The 15,078-nt window shown below is 32.0% G+C and carries 17 protein-coding genes; 7 read left to right on the plus strand and 10 right to left on the minus strand.

Going from position 1 to position 15,078, the window contains the following annotated elements; all coding sequences use genetic code 11:
• Nucleotides 1-345: 345 nt before the first annotated feature.
• Genes TL18_RS07725 through TL18_RS07735 form a run of 3 tightly spaced genes read right to left on the minus strand, consistent with a single transcriptional unit; the run spans nt 346 to nt 2,955 of the window.
• Complete coding sequence (locus tag TL18_RS07725) at nt 346-1,320, minus strand: methanogenesis marker 2 protein (protein ID WP_067043858.1); 975 nt, start codon at nt 1,318-1,320, stop codon at nt 346-348.
• Nucleotides 1,321-1,336: 16 nt separating this feature from the next.
• A complete protein-coding gene (locus tag TL18_RS07730; RefSeq protein WP_067043860.1) occupies nt 1,337-2,452 on the minus strand; it encodes a DUF2117 domain-containing protein in 1,116 nt (371 codons plus the stop codon).
• Nucleotides 2,449-2,955, minus strand: a complete 507-nt coding sequence (locus TL18_RS07735) for a ribonuclease VapC (RefSeq protein WP_067043863.1) — start codon at nt 2,953-2,955, stop codon at nt 2,449-2,451. The genes TL18_RS07730 and TL18_RS07735 overlap by 4 nt, the downstream gene beginning before the upstream one ends.
• Nucleotides 2,956-3,196: 241 nt before the next feature.
• Between TL18_RS07735 and TL18_RS07740 the strand changes: the two genes are divergently transcribed.
• The 4 genes from TL18_RS07740 to TL18_RS07755 are packed head-to-tail and all read left to right on the plus strand — an operon-like array spanning nt 3,197 to nt 5,634.
• Nucleotides 3,197-3,988, plus strand: coding sequence for a winged helix-turn-helix domain-containing protein (locus tag TL18_RS07740; protein WP_156064638.1), 792 nt, complete (start codon nt 3,197-3,199; stop codon nt 3,986-3,988).
• On the plus strand, nt 3,985-4,776 hold the full coding sequence (locus TL18_RS07745) for a winged helix-turn-helix domain-containing protein (RefSeq protein ID WP_067043866.1): 792 nt from the start codon (nt 3,985-3,987) through the stop codon (nt 4,774-4,776). The genes TL18_RS07740 and TL18_RS07745 overlap by 4 nt, the downstream gene beginning before the upstream one ends.
• A gap of 13 nt (nt 4,777-4,789) precedes the next feature.
• Nucleotides 4,790-5,113: a winged helix-turn-helix domain-containing protein gene (locus tag TL18_RS07750; RefSeq protein ID WP_067043870.1), complete on the plus strand. Its 324-nt coding sequence runs from the start codon at nt 4,790-4,792 to the stop codon at nt 5,111-5,113.
• Nucleotides 5,114-5,127: 14 nt separating this feature from the next.
• A complete protein-coding gene (locus tag TL18_RS07755) occupies nt 5,128-5,634 on the plus strand; it encodes a molybdenum cofactor biosynthesis protein B (RefSeq protein WP_067043873.1) in 507 nt (168 codons plus the stop codon).
• Between the two features lie 33 nt (nt 5,635-5,667).
• Here the strand turns inward: TL18_RS07755 and pyrE are convergent, their stop codons facing one another.
• Complete coding sequence (gene pyrE / locus TL18_RS07760) at nt 5,668-6,192, minus strand: orotate phosphoribosyltransferase (RefSeq protein ID WP_067045462.1); 525 nt, start codon at nt 6,190-6,192, stop codon at nt 5,668-5,670.
• A gap of 9 nt (nt 6,193-6,201) precedes the next feature.
• On the minus strand, nt 6,202-6,432 hold the full coding sequence (locus tag TL18_RS07765; RefSeq protein WP_067043876.1) for a PRC-barrel domain-containing protein: 231 nt from the start codon (nt 6,430-6,432) through the stop codon (nt 6,202-6,204).
• A 128-nt stretch (nt 6,433-6,560) separates the two neighbouring features.
• On the opposite strand from TL18_RS07765, the gene xseA reads away from it, so the two are divergent.
• From xseA to TL18_RS07780, 3 genes are all read left to right on the plus strand, one after another.
• The gene (gene xseA / locus TL18_RS07770) at nt 6,561-7,817 is read left to right on the plus strand and encodes an exodeoxyribonuclease VII large subunit (RefSeq protein ID WP_067043879.1); all 1,257 of its coding nucleotides are present in this window, start codon (nt 6,561-6,563) and stop codon (nt 7,815-7,817) included.
• Nucleotides 7,817-8,035, plus strand: coding sequence for an exodeoxyribonuclease VII small subunit (gene xseB / locus TL18_RS07775; RefSeq protein ID WP_231483596.1), 219 nt, complete (start codon nt 7,817-7,819; stop codon nt 8,033-8,035). The genes xseA and xseB overlap by 1 nt, the downstream gene beginning before the upstream one ends.
• A 149-nt stretch (nt 8,036-8,184) precedes the next feature.
• Nucleotides 8,185-9,342 (plus strand): KamA family radical SAM protein, encoded by a 1,158-nt coding sequence (locus tag TL18_RS07780; RefSeq protein ID WP_082706440.1) that lies wholly within the window; start codon nt 8,185-8,187, stop codon nt 9,340-9,342.
• Nucleotides 9,343-9,374: 32 nt separating this feature from the next.
• Here the strand turns inward: TL18_RS07780 and TL18_RS07785 are convergent, their stop codons facing one another.
• The 5 genes from TL18_RS07785 to TL18_RS07805 all read right to left on the minus strand — a co-directional run bounded on the left by TL18_RS07785 (nt 9,375) and on the right by TL18_RS07805 (nt 14,750).
• The gene (locus tag TL18_RS07785) at nt 9,375-10,379 is read right to left on the minus strand and encodes an adenosylcobinamide amidohydrolase (protein WP_067043888.1); all 1,005 of its coding nucleotides are present in this window, start codon (nt 10,377-10,379) and stop codon (nt 9,375-9,377) included.
• 46 nt (nt 10,380-10,425) lie between these two features.
• Entirely contained in the window at nt 10,426-12,036 is a 1,611-nt protein-coding gene (thsA, locus tag TL18_RS07790) for a thermosome subunit alpha (protein WP_067043891.1), read from the minus strand.
• 161 nt (nt 12,037-12,197) lie between these two features.
• Nucleotides 12,198-12,968 carry a winged helix-turn-helix domain-containing protein gene (locus tag TL18_RS07795; protein WP_067043894.1) on the minus strand — a complete coding sequence of 257 codons (771 nt, stop codon included), beginning with the start codon at nt 12,966-12,968 and terminating at the stop codon, nt 12,198-12,200.
• On the minus strand, nt 12,965-13,774 hold the full coding sequence (locus tag TL18_RS07800) for a winged helix-turn-helix domain-containing protein (protein WP_067043899.1): 810 nt from the start codon (nt 13,772-13,774) through the stop codon (nt 12,965-12,967). The genes TL18_RS07795 and TL18_RS07800 overlap by 4 nt, the downstream gene beginning before the upstream one ends.
• Nucleotides 13,775-13,979: 205 nt before the next feature.
• Nucleotides 13,980-14,750, minus strand: a complete 771-nt coding sequence (locus TL18_RS07805) for an SDR family NAD(P)-dependent oxidoreductase (RefSeq protein ID WP_067043902.1) — start codon at nt 14,748-14,750, stop codon at nt 13,980-13,982.
• Nucleotides 14,751-15,078 lie beyond the last annotated feature (328 nt).

Consider the following 15,078-nt stretch of genomic DNA (forward strand, 5'->3'; position numbering starts at 1 on the left):
CACAAAAATACCAAAAATAAGCAAGTTAAATAAAAAAATAAAAAATATAAAAGAATTATTTGATAATTAAGGTGTTTTTAAAATAGTTTAATGATAAAAATTATATAAAATTCTTATCGTTATTGCACACCATTATAAAAAAAATTAAATTAAATCCCTATTCTCCACAGGACAAGTGAAAATTCAGGTAGTTTTCAAAAATAATTTATTTAGGTTATATGGAAAAATATTGTTTTGAAATTATATTTTCAGCAAAAATCATAAGGTTTCAAAAGACTATACCTTACCATCAACCTAAGCACGTTTAAACAAGTAATCAATCCAAAAAACAAATCGAACTTTAATTTATCTAAAGATAAATACCGGATTTCTGTCTTGATTGAATACTTCCGCCTGTTCATCTTTATAATTTAATAAAAGTGAATTGGAATCTGTTACCTCTCCGACAACATTGGCCTCAATTGAATATCTTGAAAGGTATTCCTTAATGTAATCACAGTATTCTTCTGAAGCTGTGAAAACAAAACCTGAGCCCGGATAAGATCTAAGCCAATCAACCCATTCAACATTTTCATTTCTTGGAATATCCTCAAGATTAACTACCGCACCTTTGTTAGATGTTTCAAGCAGCATTTCCAATGTTCCTAAAATTCCCGGATTTGAAATGTCCTTTCCGGATTTTATATAATCATGTTCTGCAAGGTATTGGACTGCAGTAATCTGGTCGCGTACGATTTGTGCATCTTTATCATATGTTGTATCCCAATTCAGGCTGAACATCTCATGAGGTTTTCCATCCAAATCAATAGCTACAATGACTTTGTCTCCAACTTCCGCCCCGAAGCTAGTTATGATTTTGTCCTTTTGGGCTATTCCAACAATGGCCACACCCAAAGAATCGACTTCAGCATCCGGATGCAGATGTCCCCCAACCATCGGAACGCCGAATTTCAAACATCCGTCTTTGATTCCGTTTAATAAATCTTCATAAATATCGTCATTGCTTATTGACATTATATTTACCATTGCTAATGGTTTTCCACCCATTGCCGCAATATCATTTACATTTACAAGAACAGAGCAGTATCCTGCCCAGTAAGGGTTTACATTCATGATGTCTCCCCAGATTCCATCTGCGGCGATAAGCATTACCTGATTATTTCCAATGTCAATAGCTGAAGCATCATCACCAATGTCTATGACGACATTGCCTGAAACATTATATGATTCCTTTAAAAGGGAAATCACATTGTCAATGGAGCTTTTGCGTGATACTCCTTTAAATTCCTGAATTTCACGAACAAGATTTTTAAAATCCAAAGATTACACATCCCACTTATTCAATATAACTAATTTTGTATTTGCAATTAATATTATTTATTATTTCAACAATTTTGTCTTTAACTTCATCGATGTTTGAGTAACTGCATGATTCCCGTTTGCCCTCAAAGATTATTCTTTTAATATCTTGGCCAACGATGTCATCAAAACCGCTTTCAACCTCAAAGATGATAGAATTTTTAACCTTAAATCCATCTTCAACGACCTTGTCCAAATCCCCATCAGTTATTCCAATTATAGGTATATCAAATCTGTATAGAATGTCTGAAGATATTAGAGTTGTATCATCGCCAACAGTGATTACCACACTAGAATCTCTAAATCTGTAGACGTCTTCACCGGCATGATCCAAAAATGTAATTTTAAAATCACGTGGCTTATCGGTTGAAATAACCCTTGGTGTGACTTTGGATTTCCTTAAAAGACCAGTTTTAATAATTGCCGAATCAAGATCAACATCACCTAGCTTTTCAAGGCCATGAACCTTAAGTTCACCGCCAACAATATCAACAATGCGATTGTCCTTTGCAATTAAGGTGAGCCTGTCCGAATTTGTTTTTCCGATGACAACACTGTTAACCATTATATTCTCACCAGGACTTACGCCATGAACAATTCTTTGATTGAAGCCAGGATTATCCTGCCTTATATGATTATCATATACCTCTTCAGGTGTGACAATGGCTAGATTCAATTTTTGAGACAATTCCTTAACTATTTTCGAATCATTATTCCAAGGAATGATGCTGCCGTCTTCCTCACCTGGCCTTTCTATTTGGATTACTGGAATGTCATTGTCAGTTATCTTTTCAGCATAATGATTATACACCTTATAACCGAACACTTGGCCAGTAACATCGGATTTTCCATAATTCAAAAGAAAAATCATATCAACATTATCATCATGAAATATTTTCAGGGAATCACTTGGAACCAGTTTCTTTGAAATGTCAATTACATTTTCTAGACTTGCATCAATGACAGCAGTTCTTCCCATTGTTCCCCCAAGCCTGACTGAGACATCACCATACTCTTTAAGCAATTCGATTAACTTTAACGCATATCCTGAGTCAATAATGTTTGGACCATGAACTACAATACCAATCCTCATCTGTTCACCCTGATTCTCTTTTTAAATATTTTAGATCCACAAATTTCACAATCATCAAAGGGATAGTCCTCATCAAATTCCTTTTTGCAACCCTCACAAACCTTTTTCCAGTTGTAAATCTCTTTGATGCCGTCGGTTATAATTCCTGAATATGGAATTTCCATGATTTTTAAAGTATTTTGAATAGTGTAATCGTCACTGATTACCTTAACGTTTTTACCTTCCTGTTTGAACATGTAGGCAAGTGAAATCAGTTTTTTGTCAGGCAATGATAACCTTAAAATATCACCAGAATCAGATATAATATCATTGACACAAGTTATATACTTTGATGGTACTTCTTGTATGACCAGTTTGCCGTCTTCAAGGGCCATGTCAAAAACCAGCCTGGATTCAAAATCCTTGATTTCAGCGGTGATTTCGGGAACTGTGAAATTATTATATGAATTTAATTTAAATCCATTAATAAACGCTGATGCATCCAATACATAACAAATTTCCATATTCATATATTAATTTTATAAACTAATAAATTTTAGTTATTTTTTTATCTGGGTAAAATATGGAAAAACTCTTGGATATTTACTGAATAACTTTGAAAGAGATTTAGAACAGATATTGGCAAGATTTGGGACATATTTGGAAAAATCTATTTAAATTTAGTTGAAATAATCTGATATTATACAAAATTCATTGAAAAATTTAATATTTTTGATGAATTAAAAAAATGGAGGAAGCTGAAAAATGAATATTCATACTGAATTTAATAAGGATATCAAATTTCTTGCAAAATCAGAAATTAGACTAAAAATTCTAAGTGAACTGAACAATCACCCAAACAATGTGCGAGGAATAGTGAAAAATACGAAAATCACATATAGTTCCGTATCAAGCAACATCAGCAAATTAGAGCAGAACAACCACATTAAAAAGATTAAAAACAAGTACTACATCAATCCAATGAGCGAGATTTACTTTAAAACACTGATGGATTTTAAAAACAGTGCTGATTTGATAAGTGATTACGAATCATTTTGGGGAAAGCACAACATTAATCAGTTGAACATCGAATCAATAAACAACATCAATGATTTGAAAGATTCAAAACTAATTGAAACAACACCGATTGACATATACAAAACCCACAATACCATTAAAAAACAATTGATTGAAACAAACTCCCTAAAAGCGATATTTCCATATATGCACCCAGACTATCCACAATTGATTGAAAATATCCTAAAAAATGAGGGGCATGTGGAATTAATAATGCCAAAAGACATTTACCGGGCCATAATGACACATATTACCCGACAAGTGAGAAGAGACGCCCTAAGGCAAAACAGACTGGAAGTGGATATTGTTAAAAAAAATCCGCAATTGTATCTGACCATTTGTGATGAATCGATGAGCCTGGGCCTATTTAAAAATGACGGCAGCTTTGATCAAAATAGGATTCTAATTTCAGACAATGAAAAATCTCAGGATTGGGCCTTGAATTTATTTGAAGACATAAAAAACGAGGTGACAGAATGACTAATCTAGAGACCCGAAATGAATTAAACAAAGAATATAAACATGTGAAGTACATTTTAACCTCTGAAATGAGAACCAAATTATTATTAACGCTTTATGAGAATTCAAAAAATTTAGAAAAACTGCGAAATGAACTGAAAAAACCATCAGCAACAATATTGCATGGACTTAAAGAACTGGAAAACATAAATCTAGTTAAAAAAGTTCAAAAATATTACGAATTGACTTCCAATGGATATCTGCTAACTACAAACCTGATAAAACTGATAGAAAACTGGAATTCTATTAACAAAAGTAAAATGTTCTGGAACAACCATGATTTATCGGATATACCTGAAGAAATGTTAAAAAACATCTATCTTTTAAAGGATGCAACATATGTTAATTCAACCACAAGCGATTTGTCTAATGCATTTAACAAGTACATTGAATTGATTTCAGATGCATCGAAATTAAGGATAATTCTTCCCATATATTCCGAAAACCATTTCGAACACATAATCGGATTGCTAAATGAAAACACGTTGAAAAGTTTGGAATTAATCATCAGTGAAGAAATTCTGCATTCAATCAAAAACAATGCAACATTCAACAAATCATTGTTAAAAAACAAAAAGGTAACTGTCAGGTCCATTAAAAAGAACATAAAAATATTTTTAACATATTCTGATGATTTTATGTCATTGACCCTGTTTTTTAAGGATGGGCACTACGATGACTCTCAAATATTAATTGCCAGAGATGAAAATGCTCTAAAATGGGCATTTAATCTATATTCAAATATTTGAGGATGAAATTAATATGAAGACTATAACGACCAAAAATATGGGCATATGGAAAATAAAAAATAAGGAACTAATTAATTTGATAGTTGGTAGAAAAGGCGGCAAAACTACAACAAAAATAATTGATCAAATTCTCACTAAACCATATAATATTAACCAATTGTCAAATATGTTGAACTTAGATTACAAAACAATAACATACCACATTGAAATAATCTACGAACACAAATATGTGGAAAAGGAGGAGTTTAAAAATTGTACACTATACTATCCAAGTAAAAAATTATTTAATTGTTTAGACGAATATAAATTAATTAAAGAATTTATTGAAAACGAATAGACAAGGTAGAAAAAATGAAAAGTGAATCATCTCAACAACATCAAAAAGAATCCTCTAAAGATATTACATGTGGAATAATCACTCTCAGTGATAGTAGAAAATCTAAAAAGGCCGATTTGTCAGGCCAATACATGGCAGAAGAATTAGAATCAAGATACACTTTAAAATCTAGAGATTTGATTCCTGATGAAAAAGACGAATTAGTGAATTCTATTGAAAACATGATTCTAGAGGATATTGATGTTATCTTAACAACAGGAGGAACAGGCCTTGATCCTCGCGACATAACTGTTGAAACAGTTGAATCACTTTTTGAAAAAAAATTAGATGGCTTTGGAGAAATGTTTAGGGCAAAATCATATGAGGAAATTGGTGCTGCAGCATTACTTTCAAGAGCTACCGCTGGAATTTATAAAAAAACTGTTATTTTTTCCATGCCCGGTTCTCCGAATGCTGTTAAAACAGCACTTGGCATAATTATTGACGAACTTCCTCATTTTGTCCATCATGTTAAAAAATGATGAAATTAATTTTTCATCATCTTTTTTTTAAAATTAAAAAAATTCACTGACAGAAATCAAAGGTTCCAATACTATTCCTTCTTTTTTGAACTCTTCAATGGCACCTTCTTCCCTATCAACGACCACAAAAGCCCTTTTTACATTACCGCCATTATCCTTAATAGCTTTAATGGCCTTTAAAAGAGATCCTCCAGTAGTTGAAACATCCTCAACTACGATGACATCATCACCTTCTAAAAGTTCACCTTCAATCAGTTTGGAAGTACCATATCCTTTCTTTTCTTTACGAATCATTAATAATGGCAATCCAGATTCAAGAGAAACTGCAGTAGCAATAGGAACAGCACCTAAAGCAGGACCTGCAACTTTGTCAATTTCGTCATCCTTGATTTTTTCAGTAATCAGTTTAGAAATTGTAGATAAAATTTCAGGCTCTGTAATGGCCTTTTTCATGTTAATATAGTAATTGCTTTTCTTTCCAGAAGATAATGTAAAATCACCCTCTAAAAATACTTCATTTTCCTTTAATAAATCAATTAAATATTCCTTTGAAAGCATATTTATCAATTAAATATCATCTTCGCCTTTAAGTAAAATCTTATCACCGATAGCTTTTACAAGTTCCATTGGGACAATATTTTCGCTAGCTTTAATCTGTTCGGAAAAACCGGATTTTTTAATTACCAAATCAGTAATTTCATAACTTTCCTTATCCATAATAACATCGGCGACTTTTCCAACAATTTGAATTTCACTATCGAGAACTTCTTTACCAAATAATTCATCTTTGATTCTCATAAAAAACACCTATTTTTTATATTGTATCTTCAATTTAAAAATATTTTCCTTAGAAAAACTTTTAAACTGATGAAAAACTGTATTAAATATAAACAATATAATAACATTATTGATTTTAAGGTGAATATATGGGAGAGGAAACATTCACGGTATCTCAAATTAATGCCTATATTAATAAAAAGTTGAAAATGGATTTTAATTTGAAAAATATTCTTATTAAAGGAGAAATTTCTAATTACAAAACATATAGCAACGGACATAGTTATTTTACCCTGAAGGATGAAAAATCCCAAATTCCTGGTGTAATGTTTAAAAGCATGAAAGACAGATTCCTTAAGTTTGAACCTGAAAACGGCATGAAAGTAATTATTAAAGGAAAGATTGAAGTCTATGAAAGGGACGGGAAATATCAATTATATGCCACTAAAATTACCGAAGATGGAATTGGAAATCTGCATATTGCTTATGAACAACTAAAGAAAAAGCTTGAAAGAGAAGGATTATTTGATAATGCTCATAAAAAGGAAATACCTAAATATCCTAAAAAAATCGGAGTCGTTACAGCGCAAACCGGTGCTGCAATACGTGATATTATCACAACCATCAAGCGCAGATATCCAATATGTGAAATCTATGTTTTTTCAACGCTAGTGCAGGGAGAAAACGCCGCACCCCAAATTGTGCATAAAATAAGGTATGCGCAAAACTTTGACTTGGACATTCTGATTGTCGGCAGAGGCGGAGGCAGCATTGAGGATTTATGGGCTTTCAATGAGGAAATTGTGGCTCGTGAAATATATGATTGTAAAATACCTATCATAAGTGCAGTTGGACATGAAATTGACTGGACAATATCAGATTATGTGGCGGATAAAAGAGCTGCAACACCAACAGCGGCCGCTGAAATCGCTGTGCCTGAAATAAGTGAAGTCAAATATAAAGTTAATCAATTATCCCAAAGAGTTAATAAAAGCATTAATGATAAATTTATTGAAAATAAAAGAAAAATCGACAATATCTCACAAAAGCAGATTTTTAAAAACCCAGAATCGATTTATGAAATTAAGCAAATGCATTTGGACAACCTAATAGGTAAACTAAACTTTACATCCAAGGACATCATTTCTGAAAATAGAAACAAATTGATTAAAATCGAGTCAAGGTCCGTTTTGAGAGACCCTGAAGAGGTAACTAAAGCTAAACGAGAAATATTTTTCAGAAATGTGGATAAACTGAAAATTTTAGATCCTCTCTTGACATTGAAAAGAGGTTATTCAATAGCTAAAGTTGACAATAAGGTTGTTTCAAGTGCAAAAGATGTTAAAACTGGAGATGAATTGGATATTGAATTTGATGACGGAACCGTTAATACAAAGGTGATATGATGCAGGAATTAAGTTTTGAAGAAAGTTTGGAAAAGCTAGAAGAAATTGTAAACAGATTAGAAAATGGTGATGTGCCGTTAGACGATGCCATTGATGAATTTACAAAAGCGATGCAGCTGGTCAAAATATGCAACACAAAACTAAATAATGCCGAAGAAGCTATTGCTAAAATTGTTCAGGATAGTGGGGAAATAGAAAATTTCAATCTTAATGAATGAAACATCATGAAAAATAATATATTTTAAAATGAACAAAAATATGAAAATAGCAATAAAAAAACTATAAAAACGGGGTAGGTATCATAAACACAAATAGAAAAAAATCATTAATTCGATCAGATGAACTTGATGAGATAGCTATTGATGATATGAAGCATAAATCAAAAGTCAGAACTGGATTTAGTGAGTTTTCTAGAAAGTTATATGAAAATAATAAAAATAAGATTTTAAAAGAATTAAATGCAAGCGAGGATGACTGGAATAATCCGAAATGGCAACTAAAAAATCGTATTAGTGATGCTGAAGAGATTTTGAAATATGCTGATCTTACACAGGAAGAATTCGAGAACATAAAAAAGGTTAGCGAAAAGCATAGATTTGCAATAACCCCATATTACTTTTCATTGATTGATTTCAATAATCCGAATTGTCCGATAAAATTACAATCCATTCCGGATATTAGAGAATTAGACGAAGACGGTCAATTAGATCCAATGAACGAAGAGCAGTCAAATCCATCAGGAAAAATCACCAGAAGATATCCTAACAAATTAATTATTAATGTCACTAACGCTTGTCCGATGTACTGCAGGCACTGCCAACGCCGCAGACTAATAGGCAAATCTGATAAGAACACTTCTAAAGAATACATTGACGAATCAATAGACTTCATAAGAGAGCATCAAACAATCAGAGAAGTATTGGTCACTGGAGGAGACGCATTGATGTTATCTAATAATCGATTAGAATACATATTCAATAAGTTATCTCAAATCGACCATGTTGAAGTAATAAGGGTCGGTACAAGGACAGTGGTGACACTTCCATTTAGAATTGATGATGAACTAGCTACCCTACTTAGAAAATATAAAGTTCAACTTTCAACACACTTCAACCATGCTTGCGAGATTACTCCTGAAGCAGTCAGGGCAATCGACACATTGGTCGACCATGGAGTGCTTGTAAGAAACCAAATGGTGCTGTTGCACAATATCAATGACGACAAGTATTGCATTCAAAAGACCAATGAGGAACTGCAAAACTGTCGCGTAATCCCATATTATCTGTTCCATCCAAAAGAGGTTAGAAGTACTAAACACTTCCAAGTTGATATCTCAAAAGGTCTGGAGATTATGAAACATTTAGAAGGCAGAACAAGCGGAATGTGTAAACCCACCTATGTATACAACTCACCCGGAGGTCTTGGTAAAGTGCCTTTAGTTCCAATAGAGAATATCGAATATGATGAAAACGGATATAAATTCACAACATGGGAAAATAAAACATTTACAAAAGATTTCAAATAATCAAAAGGAAATTGGATTTCACAGAAATGAGTTTAAACAAAATTATTAATCCAATGCTCCAATAATTTTTTTATCGGATAACTGTTGCAATTTTCAATAATTTTGCCCGCCAACATTAAAGCATCCTCTTTTTTAATCAAACCGCATTCGACTTCATCGATTAGATTTAAAACTGAACTGGTAATGGCTACATTATCCTGTTTTTTCATCTCTTTTTGCAGAAGCCTAATAAATTCCTCTTTATCGCAGTTTAAATTATCATAGAATTCATTGATGTCTAATGTATACCTATTTAATCTGACCAATGCATTTGACTGTGATTTTGAGCTAATCCAAACTTGTTTTTTAATAGCTTTTTTAACTGATTCAGCTACACATTGTCCAATCATTTCACCCAGTTTAGAATGCTTTCCAGCATTTGTCAAAAAGTTGTCAGATTCCAAATTGGAAAAAACGCATAAACCATCTGTTCCTGTTCCTGTGGCATATCCATTTGAGTATTGTGAAGGAATTTTCAAGTCATTCAATGCAACTGTTTTTGCTTCAGTTGCGCTCATAAATGCATCAAGCAATGTTTCATACGCCAAATTAGCATTAATAAGAATTATTGTATTTATTGTGCCGAATTTCCCGTTTTCTTCATAATAAGCTGCAGGATCACCTGCTCTTGCAGCATTAGTTCTAACGCCTGCTGTAGTTATTGCAGTGACATCAAGATTTTTATATGTTTTAGTTACAATGCTTACATTTTCCATTTCGGCCAATGTGGTCAAACCTGTAGAGAAAGTAGGGTCAATATTTACTTGAAGGCAATGTTGAATCAAGTAATCTTTCAAATCATGATTTTCCAAATAATCAATACTTTCCTGTGACAAATGATGGTTAAAAACACTTTGAAAATCTGAAGAAAACCCACCGTTCAACTTGGATGTGGAAATTCCATTACGCTTAACATTGAATTTAACAAAAATAGTGTCATTTAAATAAAATACTTCATCATCTAGGGATGTCTTAAAAATAAGTCTATTTGAATACATAAAAAATAAAAAAAGAATAAAAGAAATTATAAAAATTTCTTTATATCTACATCATTGGAGGCATTCCGCCAGCCATGGATGGGTCCATACCCATGTCTTCAGGGCCTTTAGTGGATGCAATTACGTCATCGATTCTTAAAATCATTTCAGCTGCTTCAGATGCAGATTGAATAGCTTGTTTTTTGACACGTTTAGGTTCAATTACTCCAGCTTCTTTCATGTCTGTAACTTCACCAGTGAATACATCTAATCCCATGTAGAAAGAGTTTTCTTGTGCAGCTCTTAAATCTACTAAGGAGTCAATGCTGTCTAAACCTGCATTTTCAGCTAAGGTTTTTGGTACGATTTCTAAAGCTTCTGCAAATGCGTTTACAGCTAATTGTTCTCTTCCAGAAATAGATTCTGCGTAATCTTTGAGTTTTTTAGCCATTGCGATTTCAGGAGCTCCTCCACCAGCAACAACTTTATCATCTTCAACAGTAGCTGCTACTACACCGATTGCGTCTTCGATTGCTCTTACGATTTCTGCAACAATGTGTTTGGTACTTCCTCTTACGAATAAGGTTACGGATTTTGCACCACTGCATTCTTCTACAAAGATCATTTCTTCGCCGGAGATTTTTCTTTCTTCTACAGTTCCAGCAATACCTAAATCTTCTTCGGTTAAGTCATCTAAGTTAGTGATGACACTTGCGCCGGTTGCTCTGGATAATTTTTGAATATCTGATTTTTTAACTCTTCTTACAGCTAAAACGCCAGCTTTGGATAAGTAGTGTTGTGCTAAATCATCGATACCTTTTTGTGCGAATAATACGTTTGCACCAGCATCAACGATTTTGTTTACCATATCTTTAACCATTTTTTCTTCTTGTTCAATGAAAGCTTGCATTTGAGCAGGGTCAGTAATAGTAATTTCTGCATCCATTTCAGTTTCTTTAACTTCTAAAGGAGCATTGATTAATGCGATTTTTGCGTCTTTGATTTCAGTTGGCATACCTGGGTGTACTCTTTCTTTGTCTACAATTACACCTTCAACTAAGCTGGATTCTTCGACAACAGCACCATCTTTTTTCTCGATTTTAATGTTATCAGTGTCAACACCATCTTCATCAGCAATAGCTTCTACAGCTTCTACGATTAATTTTGCTAATGGTTCACGTGCTGCTTCAGTTCCTTTACCAGTCATAGCAGTCATAGCTACTTTCATTAAAGTTTCAGAATCGACATCTTCAATTGCGATTTCATCTAAGATTTCTTGTGCTTTTTCAGCTGCTTTTCTGTATCCCATAGCTATGATAGTTGGGTGAATGTCAGAGTCAAGTAAAGTTTCGGATTTTTTTAATAATTCACCAGCAATGATAACTGCAGTAGTAGTTCCATCTCCAACTTCATCTTCTTGGGTTTTTGCTACTTCTACGAGCATTTTTGCTGCTGGGTGTTCAATATCCATTTCTTTTAAAATAGTAACACCATCGTTGGTTACTACAATATCTCCAAGTCCGTCAACTAACATTTTGTCCATTCCTTTTGGACCTAAAGTAGTTCTTACAGTTTCAGCTAATACTTTACCAGCTAAAATGTTATTTCTTTGTGCATCTCTACCGACAGACCTGTTAGTACCTTCAGGTAAAATAAAAATTGGTTGTCCTTGTGCCATTAATAATCACCTTTTTTAGTTTTTCATAAAATAATTAGATCAGTTTAAATATCAACATGAGAAAATGAGTTATAGTGTTGACTAAACCTTTCTACTTAATACATGAGTTTAAGGTTATATAAATACTTTATGGTATAAAGTAAATTCAAGTAAGAAAAAGATTATTTAATCAAGTCCCTGTAAGAATCAAAAAGCGCCAATGAATTTTCAATATTATCTTCAATCAAAAGCATTTCCCCATCATCAAAGTGATTCTCATCAAAAAACAAAAATAAAGACGAAAATACATCAGTAGCTGTGAAAAACACCTTAAAATCATTTTCAGATATGAAAATATTAATTTTTTCTTCACTTACCAATTTTTGAAATATGCCTTCAACATCGTTTTCTTTAATCAAATCCAAAATAATTTCATTTGTTATTAAATTTAAGGTTCCATCATTTTTAATTAATGATTTAATGAATATATTAATAAAAACTTTTGAGTATACCGGCAAAATAACATTAATATTGTTGGACTGGGATACTTTTTCAGAGTATACATTAACTGTCTTGACAAATTCCGCACGGGTAGATTCTATTAACACCCCATTTTTCCATATGTATAAGCTTTTAAAAAAAGGATTTCCCAAATTATCAATACAATGCTTTTTAAAAAAATCGGCATTATTTTCAATAGAACAAGCATTATCAAACATGGAAATTATATTTAAAGTTATTAAGAATCCAGTTGAAGACAAGAAAAATGATTTTTCAGACTTGTAAACAAGATCTTTTTCTATTAACTCCTTCAATCCTCTTAAAACAGAGCCATGACTCTTATTTAAATTAGCTTTAAGACTTTCAACATTTTGTTCACTATCGAATAATTCAAGCAATAGACTTAAACGCATATCCGATGTCAATATAAATCTCATCAAATCAAAAGTCATTTAATAACCTCATAGTCTTCACTCATATATTCATATTCTCTGAATACATCATTTGCCCAGTTAATGGCTTCCAAATCCTCAGAGATATACACTGCATTATAATCGAATTTTCCATCATCTTTGTATAATCCCAAAAACATCTTATTTTCTGTGACCGCTAAGGCGAATTCTATTTTTCTTGAGATTGTTTTAACGGAAATGTTCCCTTTTAGAGAACCGTATTCCTTAATCGCATCGCGGAATAGATGTGATACCTTTTCATCCAAAATTAGTTTAACATCCACGTCATTTTCAGCCCAATAATCGAGCATTTCAATTAGTTGTGGATGCATATAAGGAAAGATTGTTTTGCTGGATTTAGAAGACAATGCAAGATCCTTTATTATTCTAGTAGTTTTGAATACATCATATGTTGTTGATTCAATTAATTTACATCCTTTTAATTGTGATAAGTTAGATAAACCTCTAAATTGATAGTTTTTAACGATATGTGTATTCAGAAAATCCTTATTATCATCGATTAAGTTAATTGTATCATTTAGATTATAGATGTTAATCAATAAGAGTTTACAGTTATTTGTCAGACTTATAACATCGTTTTTAATTGTTATAAATCCATTCTTTTCTAAATCATTTACATTAATTGAAATGGAACTTAAATTTAAGTTGGTTTGGGTTTGAATAGACTTTATAGTCTGTGATGATGAGAATAAACATTCTAAAATTTTTAAACGGATTTCTGAATTAATTAAAAATTTAATCTGTTTTTGAATATCCTTCGAAATGCAGCCTTTTTCATCACACAATTTTATCACTCAATAAATGTAAAAAAAATTAATTATAATAATATTTATTAAAAATAAAGATATAAAAAATTTTTTAAAAAAAAGAATATTCAAGAAGAATTATCAATAAGATAATCCTCCTAAAATATTGGAATATAGATGAAAAGACTTGTTTTAAAATATAGTAACAACTTAAATACCCGAGGTGACAAATTGGAAACTGGGCTTAAATTGCAGTCCATCCACCATCAATATTAATTAATTGACCAGTACAGAAACTAGATGCATCAGATGCTAAATATATTGCAATTCCATCTAATTCTCCTTCTTTTCCCCATCTGCCCATAGGACAGAATGCTTTAATTAACATGTCAAATTGTTCATCGCCGACAACATCAGCGGTTAATTCTGATTCGAAGTATGCTGGTCCGATTGCATTTACAGTAATGTTATATGGAGCCCATTCAGCTGCTAATGTTTTTGTAAGGTTGAATACTCCTCCTTTTGCAGCAACATAACCTGTAATTAATCCGCCGGTCAATGCCACTCTGGAGTGGATGGAACCCATGTTAATGATTTTACCGTAGTTTTGTTTAACCATGTATTCCCCAAATGCTTTGCAGCAGTAGAATACTCCGGTTAAGTCGATTGCTATATCCTTATCCCATTCTTCAACAGGTTGTTCAATGACAGGAGCCATGAATCCTCTTCCTGCACAGTTTACAAGAATATCAACTCTTCCATACTCATCAATAATGTTTTTAGCTGCTGCTTCAACATTTGCATAGTCGGTTACATCAACAACTTCATAAGATGCATCTACACCATAAGTTTCTTTAATTTCTTCAACATTTTCTTTTAATCTGTCTTCTCTTCTTGCTAAAAGAACAACTTTTGCACCTTGGTCAGCATATGCTTTACCTATTTGAAATCCTAAACCAGAAGATCCACCAGTAATTACAGCTACTTTATCTTTTATGTCGAAATAATTTTTCATTTATAACACATCCTAATAAAATTACAAGTCATACCGTCAAAAAATTTTAAAAATATAACTTCTAATTCGTTGAAATAAATTATATTAAACAATAGATATATAATTTTCTTTTTTTAATGAATAAACACGACAATTATTTAAAAAAAAATAAATATAATAACAAAATTTTTAAAAAATGTAAAAAATTTAAATTAATGATAATAATTTTAAATCCTGTTAAAAATTTTAAACCCCGTTGCATAATAAATGAAAAAATGTAATGACAAATAGTATCACAAATTATTAATGTATGCCCCAATAATTTTAATGGAAATTTATATTTCCATGA

The organism is Methanobrevibacter sp. YE315, assembly GCF_001548675.1.
Taxonomy (GTDB): Archaea; Methanobacteriota; Methanobacteria; order Methanobacteriales; family Methanobacteriaceae; genus Methanocatella.